10 protein-coding genes are annotated in these 11,200 nt (G+C 71.6%); 7 read left to right on the top strand and 3 right to left on the bottom strand.

The features are described 5' to 3' along the window. Positions 1 to 122: 122 nt before the first annotated feature. Entirely contained in the window at positions 123 to 1,325 is a 1,203-nt protein-coding gene (gene rocD, locus ACIQUQ_RS12080; protein WP_403974277.1) for an ornithine--oxo-acid transaminase, read from the bottom strand. 236 nt (positions 1,326 to 1,561) lie between these two features. Here rocD and glyA point away from each other — a divergent pair, with 236 nt between their 5' ends. From glyA to ACIQUQ_RS12060, 4 genes are all read left to right on the top strand, one after another. Further along, entirely contained in the window at positions 1,562 to 2,824 is a 1,263-nt protein-coding gene (gene glyA / locus ACIQUQ_RS12075) for a serine hydroxymethyltransferase (RefSeq protein WP_403974274.1), read from the top strand. A gap of 125 nt (positions 2,825 to 2,949) precedes the next feature. Then, positions 2,950 to 3,963, top strand: a complete 1,014-nt coding sequence (gene trpS, locus ACIQUQ_RS12070) for a tryptophan--tRNA ligase (protein WP_403974271.1) — start codon at positions 2,950 to 2,952, stop codon at positions 3,961 to 3,963. Between the two features lie 136 nt (positions 3,964 to 4,099). Next, positions 4,100 to 4,681, top strand: a complete 582-nt coding sequence (locus tag ACIQUQ_RS12065) for a 2'-5' RNA ligase family protein (protein ID WP_403974269.1) — start codon at positions 4,100 to 4,102, stop codon at positions 4,679 to 4,681. 185 nt (positions 4,682 to 4,866) lie between these two features. Next, a complete protein-coding gene (locus ACIQUQ_RS12060; protein WP_403974267.1) occupies positions 4,867 to 5,970 on the top strand; it encodes a YihY/virulence factor BrkB family protein in 1,104 nt (367 codons plus the stop codon). On the opposite strand, the gene ACIQUQ_RS12055 is transcribed toward ACIQUQ_RS12060, so the two are convergent. Next, a complete protein-coding gene (locus ACIQUQ_RS12055; protein ID WP_403974265.1) occupies positions 5,921 to 7,147 on the bottom strand; it encodes a D-alanyl-D-alanine carboxypeptidase family protein in 1,227 nt (408 codons plus the stop codon). The genes ACIQUQ_RS12060 and ACIQUQ_RS12055 overlap by 50 nt on opposite strands. Before the next feature lie 121 nt (positions 7,148 to 7,268). Here ACIQUQ_RS12055 and ACIQUQ_RS12050 point away from each other — a divergent pair, with 121 nt between their 5' ends. From ACIQUQ_RS12050 to ACIQUQ_RS12040, 3 genes are all read left to right on the top strand, one after another. Further along, complete coding sequence (locus ACIQUQ_RS12050) at positions 7,269 to 7,514, top strand: SCO4848 family membrane protein (protein ID WP_403663220.1); 246 nt, start codon at positions 7,269 to 7,271, stop codon at positions 7,512 to 7,514. After that, the gene (locus tag ACIQUQ_RS12045; protein ID WP_403974263.1) at positions 7,511 to 8,794 is read left to right on the top strand and encodes a metallophosphoesterase; all 1,284 of its coding nucleotides are present in this window, start codon (positions 7,511 to 7,513) and stop codon (positions 8,792 to 8,794) included. Before ACIQUQ_RS12050 ends, ACIQUQ_RS12045 begins: the two co-directional genes overlap by 4 nt. Before the next feature lie 126 nt (positions 8,795 to 8,920). Further along, complete coding sequence (locus ACIQUQ_RS12040; protein WP_403974261.1) at positions 8,921 to 10,474, top strand: ABC transporter substrate-binding protein; 1,554 nt, start codon at positions 8,921 to 8,923, stop codon at positions 10,472 to 10,474. 7 nt (positions 10,475 to 10,481) lie between these two features. On the opposite strand, the gene ACIQUQ_RS12035 is transcribed toward ACIQUQ_RS12040, so the two are convergent. Next, on the bottom strand, positions 10,482 to 11,195 hold the full coding sequence (locus ACIQUQ_RS12035; protein WP_403974258.1) for a TetR family transcriptional regulator: 714 nt from the start codon (positions 11,193 to 11,195) through the stop codon (positions 10,482 to 10,484). Positions 11,196 to 11,200: the final 5 nt, after the last annotated feature.

Genomic DNA, 11,200 nt, shown 5'->3' with positions numbered 1-11,200 from the left:
GGGGGGGGGGGGGGTGGTGCGGGCCTTCCCCCCCCGCGCCCCCCCCCCCGACCGCCCCGCCCGGGGGGGGCGCCGGCCCCCGCGCCCCCCCCCCCCCGGCCCCCCCCCCCGCGCCGTACGGCTCAGGCCAGGACCGCGCGCAGCTGGTCCAGGCCCCAGTCCAGGTCCTCCTTGGCGATCACCAGCGGCGGGGCGATCCGGATGGTCGACCCGTGCGTGTCCTTGACCAGTACGCCCCGCTCCATCAGCCGCTCGGAGACCTCGCGCCCGGTGCCGTGGCCGGGGGCGATGTCCACGCCCGCCCACAGACCCCGGCCGCGCACCTCGGTCACCGCGCCGCCGCCCACCAGCAGGTTCAGCTCGCGGTGCAGGTGGTCGCCCAGCTCCGTGGCGCGCTGCTGGTACTCGCCCGTGCGCAGCATCGCGACGACCTCGAGACCCACGGCGCAGGCCAGCGGGTTGCCGCCGAAGGTCGAGCCGTGCTCGCCCGGCCGGAAGACCCCCAGCACGTCCCGGTCGGCGACCACCGCGGAGACCGGGACGACGCCGCCGCCGAGCGCCTTGCCCAGGACGTAGACGTCCGGGACGACGTCCTCGTGCTCGCACGCGAAGGTCTTCCCGGTGCGTCCGAGGCCGGACTGGATCTCGTCCGCCATGAACAGCACGTTCTTGCGCCGCGTCAGCTCCCGCACCCCGGCCAGGTATCCGGGCGGCGGCACGAGGACGCCCGCCTCGCCCTGGATGGGTTCGAGGAGCACGGCCACGGTGTGCGCCGTGACGGCCGCGTCGAGCGCCGTCAGGTCGCCGTACGGGACGATCTCGAAGCCCGGGGTGTAGGGGCCGTAGTGGTCGCGGGCCTCGTGGTCGGTGGAGAACGACACGATGGTCGTGGTCCGGCCGTGGAAGTTGTTCGCCGCCACCACGATCTTGGCGTGGCCGTCCGGGACGCCCTTCACCTCGTAGCCCCACTTGCGGGCGGTCTTGACCGCCGTCTCGACCGCCTCGGCGCCCGTGTTCATCGGCAGGACCATCTCCTTGCCGCACAGCGCCGCGAGTTCGGTACAGAACTCGGCGAAGCGGTCGTGGTGGAAGGCCCGCGAGGTGAGCGTCACCCGCTCCAGCTGTGCTCTGGCCGCGTCGAGCAGACGGCGGTTGCCGTGGCCGAAGTTGAGCGCGGAGTAGCCCGCGAGCATGTCGAGGAACCTGCGCCCCTCGACGTCCGTCATCCACGCGCCTTCGGCCGAGGCCACGACGACGGGCAGCGGGTGGTAGTTGTGCGCACTGTGCGCCTCGGCGGAGCGGATGGCGTCTGCTGTAGTCGACACGGGGTCTCCGTTCGTCCTGCTGCGGGTGAGGGGGGTGGGCCTCCTTTCTTATCGTCGCTCGGATGCTGGACGAAGAAACCTTGGAGCGCGTCGTGCCCGCTAGGCTGTGCGCACGCGCGGCGACTGGCGTACGGAGAAGGAACTCCGGGGGAGCCGTGCGCGTACGACCGCACCAGCGGGCCGCTCGCCTGGGCCGCCGCGGGGACGAACCGCAATCGACCCCACGGAGGAGCGCCATGAGCACGCGCCACCCCGCACTCGCCGCCACCGACCCCGCCCTGGCCGCCCTGGTCGGCGCGGAGGAGCGGCTGCAGGCCGAGACCCTGCGCCTGATCCCCAGTGAGAACTACGTGTCCGCCGCCGTGCTGGAGGCCTCCGGCACGGTCCTCCAGAACAAGTACAGCGAGGGCTACCCGGGCCGCCGCTACTACGAGGGCCAGCAGAACATCGACCAGGTCGAGTCCCTGGCCATCGAGCGCGCCAAGGCCGTCTTCGGCGTGGACCACGCCAACGTCCAGCCCTACTCCGGCTCGCCCGCGAACCTCGCCGTCTACCTCGCCTTCGCGCAGCCCGGCGACACGGTGATGGGCATGGCGCTGCCGATGGGCGGCCACCTGACGCACGGCTGGGGCGTCTCGGCCACCGGCTCCTGGTTCCGGGGCGTGCAGTACGGCGTGCGCGCCGACACCGGTCTGATCGACTTCGACCAGGTGCGGGAGATCGCGCTCAAGGAGCGGCCGAAGGTGATCTTCTGCGGCGGCACCGCGCTGCCCCGCACGATCGACTTCGCCGCGTTCGCGGAGATCGCGAAGGAGGCGGGCTCGGTGCTGGTCGCCGACGTCGCGCACATCGCGGGCCTCATCGCCGGTGGCGCGCACCCGTCGCCCGTACCGCACGTGGACGTCGTCTCCACGACCACCCACAAGACGCTGCGCGGCCCGCGCGGCGCCATGCTGATGTGCCGCGAGGAGCACGCGAAGGCGATCGACAAGGCCGTCTTCCCGGGCCTCCAGGGCGGCCCGCACAACCAGACCACCGCGGGCATCGCGGTCGCGCTCCACGAGGCGTCGCAGCCGGCCTTCCGGGAGTACGCGGCCCAGGTCGTCGCCAACGCCGGGGCGCTGGCCGCGGGGCTGCTGGAGCGGGGCTTCGACCTGGTCTCCGGCGGTACGGACAACCACCTGATCCTGATGGACCTCACGCCGAAGTCCGTGCCGGGCAAGGTGGCGGCCAAGGCCCTGGACCGGGCGGGGATCGTCGTCAACTACAACACGGTGCCGTACGACCCGCGGAAGCCGTTCGACCCGTCCGGGGTGCGGATCGGCACGCCCTCGCTGACGTCGCGGGGGCTGACCCCGGACCACATGCCGCTGGTGGCGGAGTGGATCGACCGGGGCGTCGCGGCGGCGGCGAAGTCGGACGAGGAGGCCCTGTCGGCGGTCCGCGCCGAGGTGGCGGACCTCATGTCGGCCTTCCCGGCCCCGGGCCTGCCGGCCTAGCCGCTGCGGGGTCCGGGGCTCCGCCCCGGACCCTCGATGTGATCCGCGCCGCACCCCGCCGACGGGGTGGCCGGGATCAACCGCGGGCGGCCGGAGACGCGCCCGGCACCTGAGAGAATGGCTCCATGCCCTTCGACCGTCCTCGCGCGCTCTCCGGTATCCAGCCCACCTCCGGTTCGTTCCACCTCGGGAACTACCTCGGTGCCATCCGCCAGTACGTCGCCCTGCAGGAGTCGCACGACGCCTTCTACATGGTCGTCGACCTGCACGCGATCACCGTCCCGCAGGATCCCGCGGCCCTGCGCGAGAACACCCGGCTCTCCGTCGCGCAGCTGCTCGCGGCCGGTCTCGACCCGGACCGGTGCACCCTCTTCGTGCAGAGCCACGTCCCGGAGCACGCGCAGCTCGGCTGGGTGATGAACTGCCTGACCGGCTTCGGCGAGGCCAGCCGGATGACCCAGTTCAAGGACAAGTCGGCGAAGCAGGGCGCGGGCAACGCCACCGTCGGCCTCTTCACGTACCCGATCCTCCAGGTCGCGGACATCCTGCTGTACCAGGCGGACGCCGTTCCCGTCGGCGAGGACCAGCGCCAGCACATCGAGCTGACCCGCGACCTCGCGGAGCGGTTCAACCAGCGCTTCGGCCAGACCTTCACCATCCCCGCCGCGCACATCGTCAAGGAGGTCGCGAAGATCTACGACCTCCAGGACCCGACGGCGAAGATGAGCAAGTCCACCGCCAACCCCAAGGGCCTGATCAACCTCCTCGACGAGCCCAAGGCCACCGCGAAGAAGATCAAGAGCGCGGTCACGGACACCGACACGGTGATCCGCTTCGACGCGGAGCACAAGCCCGGCATCAGCAACCTGCTGACCATCTACTCCACGCTCACGGACACCCCCGTGGCCGAGCTGGAACAGAAGTACGAGGGCAAGGGCTACGGCGCGCTGAAGACGGAGCTGGCCGAGGTCGTGGTCGACTTCGTCACACCCTTCAAGCAGCGCACGCAGGAATACCTGGACGACCCGGAGACGCTGGACTCGATCCTGGCCAAGGGCGCCGAGAAGGCCCGCGCAGTCGCCGCGGAGACGCTCGCGCAGGCCTACGACCGGCTCGGGTTCCTCCCGGCGAAGCACTGATACAGCCCTGGTACGCCAGTGGGACAGCACTGGCGACCAAGGCCCCTGGCCGGATCGGGGGTGCTGGCCCCACACTGGGTTCGGCACACCCCGCGGCCCACAGGCCGCACACAGCAGACGATCACGAGGAGACCACGTGGGGACCGTAACGCTCGGCGTTTCGATCGCGGTCCCGGAGCCGTACGGCAGCCTGCTCCAGGAGCGGCGCGCCGGCTTCGGGGACGCCGCCGCGCACGGCATCCCCACGCACATCACCCTCGTGCCGCCCACCGAGGTCGAGGCGGACCGGCTGGCGGAGATCCGGGCGCACCTGTCCGAGGTCGCCGCCGCCGGCCGACCCTTCGTGGTGCGGCTGGCCGGCACGGGCACGTTCCGCCCGCTCTCGCCGGTGGTCTTCGTCAAGGTCGCCGAGGGCGGCGAGGCCTGCGCCCGGATCCAGGGCGAGGTCCGGAACCCGGACGGCCCGCTCCGGCGGGACCTGCAGTTCCCGTACCACCCCCACGTGACCGTGGCGCACGGGATCGCCGAGGAGGCGATGGACCGGGCCTACGGGGAGCTCGCCGAGTTCGAGGCCGAGTGGGTCTCCACCGGTTTCGCGCTGTACGAGCAGGGCTCGGACGGCGTCTGGCGCAAGCTGCGGGAGTACCCCTTCGGCAGCGGCGCGGCCGGTGTGCCCGCGCAGTGCGCTCACCGGGACGAGCCGACGCTCCAGGCGTAGCCGTAGAACCTGCGGGCGCGGAACTTCAGGCTCCGCAGCACCAGGGAACGGAACGGGCGCGTGCGGTCGGTGGTGGTCATGGCACCGAACGTATCCGCCCCAAGTGACGATTCGGGTGATTTCGCACGACGGGCCGGTGATCACCCTTCGTTCTTTTTCCGTGCCCCCGCCCCTACGGTGAGCGCATGGACTGGCTGAGGAAACTCCCCGTCGTCGGCCCGGCGGCCGGCCGCCTGATGCGGACGCACGCGTGGCGTTCGTACGAGCGGCTCGACCGGGTCCACTGGACCCGCCTCGCCGCGGCCATCACCTTCATCAGCTTCCTCGCGCTCTTCCCGCTGATCACCGTCGCGGCCGCGGTCGGCGCGGCCCTGCTCAGCGACGACCAGCTGGACGAGCTGGAGAAGAGCCTCTCCGAGCAGGTGCCCGGCATCTCCGAGCAGCTCAACATCGGGGGACTGGTCGACAACGCCGGCACGGTCGGCCTCGTCGCGGGCGCGCTGCTGCTCTTCACCGGCATCGGCTGGGTGGGCTCGATGCGGGACTGCCTCCGGGCCGTCTGGGAGCAGGACGACGAGGACGAGGGAAACCCGGTCGTCCGCAAGGGCAAGGACGGGCTGGTGCTGCTGGGGCTGGGCGCCGCGGGCCTCGTCTCGGCCGCCGCGTCGGTCTTCGGGTCCAGCGCCGTGGGCAAGACCGCCGAGTGGCTGGGCGTGCCCCAGGGCGGCGTGGGCGGGGTGGTGCTGCGGGCCGCCGCCTTCCTGGTGGGCGTGCTGGCGGCGTTCCTGCTGCTGCTCTACGTGCTGACGCTGCTGCCCGGCGTGCAGCCGCCGCGCCGCCGCCTGATCGTGGCCGCGCTGATCTTCGCGGTGGGCTTCGAACTGCTGAAGCTGCTGCTGAGCGGCTACTTCCAGGGGGTCGCGACCAAGAGCATGTACGGGGCCTTCGGCGTGCCCGTCGCCCTGCTGCTGTGGATCAACTTCACCGCGAAGCTGCTCCTGTACTGCTCGGCCTGGACGGCCACGGGCCCGGAAGAGGCCGCGGAGGCTCCGGAGCCCTCTGAGGCGCCCGGGGAGCGAGAGGCATCCGGGGCCCCCGAGGACGGCGCGGAGCGGTCCGGGGGGCCCGCGGGGGCCCGTACGGAGCCGGACCCGGGCGGCCGTGGGGGAGCGGCCCCTGGCGGCCCTACGGAGCCGGACGCGGGCCGCCCTACGGAGCCGGCCCCGGGCACCCCTCCGGTCAGGCGTCGGGGTGAGGGTCCCGACGGCGGCGCGGCCAGCGGCGGTTGACGAGGAAGGCGCCGCCCGCCAGCACGGCCAGCGCACCGCCGGTCACCGCCGCCGCCGTGCCCATGCCGCCGGGGGTGTCCGCCTCGACGGCCGCCGGCTTGGACTCGTGGCTCTGCGCGGGGGCGCCGAGGTTGGTGGTGTCGGCGCTCTTCGGCGGGACCAGCTCGCCGACCGGGGTGACCTTCCCGGCGGCCGAGAAGCCCCAGTCCAGCAGGGCGGCGGTCTCCTCGTAGACGGCGTTGCCGCCGCCCTCGCTCGGGTTCATCACCGTGACCAGCAGCTTCTTGTCGCCGCGCTGCGCGACGCCGGTGAAGGTGGAGCCGGCCATGGTGGTGTTGCCGTTCTTCACGCCCGCGATGCCCTGGTACGGGGTCATGCCGAGGGCACCGGTCATCAGCCGGTTGGTGTTCTGGATCTCGAAGGTCTCGCGCGGCTTGCCCGGCTTCTGCTCGCCGGGGAACTTCGCGGTCGCCGTCGCGCAGTACTCGCGGAAGTCCTTCTTCTGCATCCCGGAGCGGGCGAACAGCGTGAGGTCGTACGCGCTGGAGACCTGGCCGGGGGCGTCGTACCCGTCCGGCGAGACCACCTGGGTGTCCAGGGCCTGGAGCTCCTCGGCGTGCGCCTGCATGTCGTCGACGGTCTTCGGGATCCCGCCGTTCATCGCGGACAGAACGTGCACCGCGTCGTTCCCGGACCGCAGGAACACCCCGAGCCACAGGTCGTGGACCGAGTACTCCAGGTCCTCCTTGAGCCCGACCGTGCTGCTGCCCGGACCCACCCCGGCCAGCTCCTGCTCGGTGACCTTGTGCACCTGCTCCTTGGGCAGGGTGGGCAGCACGGTGTCCGCGAAGAGCATCTTCAGCGTGGAGGCCGGGGGCAGCCGCCAGTGCGCGTTGTGCGCGGCGAGCACCTCGCCCGACTCCGCGTCGGCGACGATCCAGGACCGGCCCGACAGCTGCTTGGGCAGCGCGGGCGCGCCCGGCCCGAGCTGCACCTGGGTGCCCGGCTTGCCCAGCAGGGTCCCGCCCACCGTGGACATCGAGGCGGGGGGAGCGGGCTGCAGCTTCCCCTGGCCCTTGCTGCCGGGCTTGTCGTCGGCGAGGGCGGGACCCGCGGTCAGGGCGGGCAGCAGCAGCGCGGCGGAAAGGACCGTCAGCGCGGTCTTCTTGGCAGACACGCAGGTGAAAGTACATGCAGTCCGCGTGCTTGCCGACCCGCTCGGTCCAAACCGCCGGAACTGCCGCCGGGACAGCCCACCCCGACGCCGCCGTCCTGGGGACGGAGCCGATACTGGGCCCATGAGACTGAGCCGAGCCGCCTCCTGGTTCCTGCTCGCCTTCGGGGCGTGGAGCTGGGTCATCTGGATCACCTTCGTCAAGAACCTGTGGAAGGACGGCAGTGGCCTCGCCTTCGACGACGCGGGTGACCCGACCGGCTACTTCTGGGTCCACCTGGCGCTGGCCATCACGTCGTTTCTCCTGGGGACGGGCGTCGGTCTGATCGGGTTGCGCGGCGTCCGCGCTCTGCGGCGTGAATCACGATGACGGTCCTCGTGTTCGTCCTCGTCGCGCTGGCCGTCCTGGCGCTCCTCGCACTGGTGCACCGCTGGCTGTGGATCCGCCTGGTCCATGACACGGGCCTCACGGGATGGGCGCGCCGTACGGGCACGGTGGCCTTCATCGCGCTGCCGCTGCTCTCCGTGGCGGCGCTGACCGCGGGCCGCGCCGGCGCCCCCTTCCTGTTCCAGCAGGTCGTCTCCTGGCCGGGTTACCTCTGGCTGGCCGTCCTGCTGTACCTGACGCTGGCCATGCTGGCGCTGGAGCCGGTACGGGCGGTCTGGCTCCGCAGGTCCCGGGCGGCGGCCCCCGCTCCCGTACCCGCCCCCGCCCCCGAACCGGTCCGGGTGCCGGACGCGGCGCCGGAGCCCGGCTCCCACCCCGGAGCGGCCGGCGAGCCCGCCCCGCCGGCGCCCGAGGAGACCGCGACCGGGGCGACCGGCACCACCCGCCGGGTGTTCGTGGCCCGGACGCTGGGCGGCGTGGCCGCCGCGGCGGCCCTCGCGACCGTCGGCCAGGGCACGTACGGCGTGCTGCGCGGCCCCCGCGTCAAGCGGGTCACCGTCCCGCTGGCCAGGCTGCCCCGCGCCCAGCACGGCTTCCGCATCGCCGTCGTCAGCGACATCCACCTCGGGCCCGTGCTCGGCCGGGCCCACACCCAGCGCATCGTCGACACCATCAACTCCACCCAGCCCGACCTCGTCGCGGTCGTCGGCGACCTGGTGGACGGCGACGTGGCGGACCTCGGTCCCGCGGCCGAGCCCCTGGCCCGGATCCGCTCCCGGCACGGCAGCTTCTTCGTCACCGGCAACCACGAGTACTTCTCCGGCGCCCAGCAGTGGGTCGACCACGTCCGCGAACTCGGCCTGCACCCGCTGGAGAACGCCCGCACCGAAATGCCCGGCTTCGACCTCGCCGGGGTCAACGACGTGGCCGGCGAGCGCGAGGGCCAAGGCCCCGACTTCGCCAAGGCCCTGGGCGACCGGGACCGCGCCCGCGCCTCGGTGCTGCTGGCCCACCAGCCGGTCGTCATCCACGACGCCGTCCGGTACGGCGTGGACCTGCAGCTGTCCGGGCACACCCACGGCGGCCAGATGTGGCCGGGGGAGTACCTCGCGGATCTCGCCAACCCGACGGTGGCCGGTCTGGAGCGGTACGGCGACACACAGTTGTACGTGTCGCGCGGTGCCGGCGCCTGGGGCCCGCCGGTTCGTGTGGGTGCGCCCTCGGACATCACCGTCGTAGAGCTTGCGTCTTATCAGACGTAATCTGCCGGAACCTGTGCCGACACGCCCTTCCACTTGTGAAATTTCCGTGATTGAGTGAGCGGCGTTTGCAGGAGCCGACGGCAATAGGGGGCCGCCGGCTCGGTGGGGCATGGAGGATTTCGCGTCATGCGACGTGTGGCTATTGGGGCCCTCGCGGCCGGATCTGTGTTGTTGGTCGCGGGCGTGGGGGCTTGGCAACTCCTGCCCTCCGACGGGAACAAAAAGGACGCCATCAACGTCGGTACGACCGACGTCGTGTCCAATCTCGACCCGGCCGGCGCCTATGACGCCGGCTCGTGGGCGCTGTACAGCAACGTGTACCAGTCGCTGCTGACCATCAAGGGCGGCGCGGACCAGCCGGTCCCGGACGCGGCCAGCTCGTGCAAGTTCATCGGCACGAAGCTCACCACCTACCAGTGCGAGCTCCGCCCCGGCCTCACCTTCTCCAACGGCCGCGAGGTGACGGCGGAGGACGTGAAGTTCTCCTTCGACCGCATCAAGGCGATCGCCTCGGACCAGGGTCCGCTGCCGCTGCTCAACACGCTGAAGTCGGTCACGGCGCAGGACCGTACGATCACCTTCAGCCTCAGCGCCCGGGACGCCACCTTCCCGTTCAAGATCGCGACCGGTGCCGGTTCGATCGTGGACAGGGAGAAGTACCCCGCGAAGTCGCTGCGCACCGGTGGCGCCGTCGACGGCTCGGGCCCGTACGTGCTCAAGGCCTCGACCAAGGGCCAGATCGAGCTGACGCCCAACGAGTCCTACAAGGGCGACGCCAAGCAGCCGCCCGTCCCGGTCACCATCAAGTACTACGAGGACTCCGACGAGCTCAACGGCGCGTGGGAGGAGCGGGAAGTCGACGTGGCCCACCGCGAGCTGCCGCCCAAGGTGCTGGCCGGCCTCAACCCGGGCATGAAGGACACGCGTTACCACGAGTCCGGCGGCTCCGAGATCCGCTCGATGGTGTTCAACGTCCGCAAGAAGTCCGCGTTCGAGGACCGCGAGGTGCGGCAGGCCGTCGCGGCCGTCATCGACCGCAACAAGCTGGCCGGCCTGACCTTCGAGGGCACCGTCCAGCCGCTGTACTCGCTGATCCCGAAGGGCATCGGCGGCCACACCACGCCGTTCTACGACACCTACCCGCAGCCCAGCACGGCCACCGCCAAGGCCCTGCTGAGGGAGGCGGGCGTGGAGACGCCGGTCTCGTTCACGCTCGGCATCAACAAGCGCGGCGCCAACGTGGCCGAGGCCGACGAGATCAAGCAGCAGCTGGAGGACACCGGGCTGTTCAAGGTCACCGTCGACGTACAGCCCGACTGGACGGCCTTCCAGAAGAAGTACGCGGCGGGCGGCTTCGACGCCTACACCATCGGCTGGATCGCGGACTTCCCGGACCCGGACAACTTCATCTCCCCGCTCGTCGGCGCCGACTCCAGCATGAACAACGGCTTCTCGGACCCCGCCGTCCAGCAGCTGATCACCCGCACGCAGTCCTACAGCGACCGCGGCATGGCCGCGAACGACTTCCGCGAGCTGCAGCGGCTGATCGCGCAGAAGGTCCCCATGATGCCGATCTGGCAGAAGAAGGACTACGTGATCAGCCGCGACGCGGTGACCGGTGCCCAGAACCTCTCCGACGGCACCGGCGTGTGGCGCCTGTGGGACCTGAACTGGCTCTGACCGGCCCTCAGTCCTTCGCGGACCCCTTCCGGGCGGTGGCGGCCTGCGCCATCCCCGGGAGGAAGTCCGTGAAGAGCTCGTGCACTTCCCGCACCAGCGGCCGCAGCACCCGGAAGCGGGCCAGCACGATGCCGCGGGTGGTGAGCTGGGCGCCGCGCTGGGCGAGCCTGCGGGTCCGCTCGCTGTTCTCGGAGCGGTCGAAGACCCAGTAGAGGACCAGGCCCATCTGCGAGAGCCACATCAGCTCGGGCAGTACGTCGGCCAGTTCCTCGGGCACCTTGGTCTTCGCGCCCGCCAGCACCTCCCGGTGCATGTCGATCGCCTGCTTGCGGGCGGGCTCCGACTCCGGGGAGAAGGGGCTGAGCGGGCTCTCCGGGTCCGCGGCGTTCTTGAAGAACTGGGCCGCGAACTCGTGGTACGGCGCCGCGATGTCGAGCCAGGAGGTCAGCACCCCGGTGAGGCGGGTCTGCAGGTCCGTCTCCCGCTCCAGGATCGGCCGGACCGCCGCCTGGTGCTCGGCGCCGATCCGGTCGTAGAACCCCTGGACCAGGTGCTCCTTGGACTCGAAGTAGTAGTACGCGTTGCCGACGGAGACCCCGGCCTCCTTGGCGATGGCCCGCATGGTCGTCTTGTCGTAACCGCGCTCCTGGAAGAGCCGGAGCGCGGTCTCCAGGATGAGCGTGCGGGTCTGCTCGCTCTTGGCGGGCTTTGCTTCAGTCACGGTGT

Source organism: Streptomyces sp. NPDC101118, from assembly GCF_044759445.1.
Classification (GTDB): domain Bacteria; phylum Actinomycetota; class Actinomycetes; order Streptomycetales; family Streptomycetaceae; genus Streptomyces.
The sequence above is the reverse complement of the archived record's forward strand: the minus strand, read 5'-3'. Positions and strand labels throughout refer to the sequence as shown.

Excerpts from the sequence above, each read along its gene's own strand:
- ACIQUQ_RS12060 (WP_403974267.1), top strand. The coding sequence starts at position 4,867 with ATGGACTGGCTGAGGAAACTCCCCGTCGTCGGCCCGGCGGCCGGCCGC.
- glyA (WP_403974274.1), top strand. The coding sequence starts at position 1,562 with ATGAGCACGCGCCACCCCGCACTCGCCGCCACCGACCCCGCCCTGGCC.
- ACIQUQ_RS12050 (WP_403663220.1), top strand. The coding sequence starts at position 7,269 with ATGAGACTGAGCCGAGCCGCCTCCTGGTTCCTGCTCGCCTTCGGGGCG.
- ACIQUQ_RS12040 (WP_403974261.1), top strand. The coding sequence starts at position 8,921 with ATGCGACGTGTGGCTATTGGGGCCCTCGCGGCCGGATCTGTGTTGTTG.
- trpS (WP_403974271.1), top strand. The coding sequence starts at position 2,950 with ATGCCCTTCGACCGTCCTCGCGCGCTCTCCGGTATCCAGCCCACCTCC.
- ACIQUQ_RS12045 (WP_403974263.1), top strand. The coding sequence starts at position 7,511 with ATGACGGTCCTCGTGTTCGTCCTCGTCGCGCTGGCCGTCCTGGCGCTC.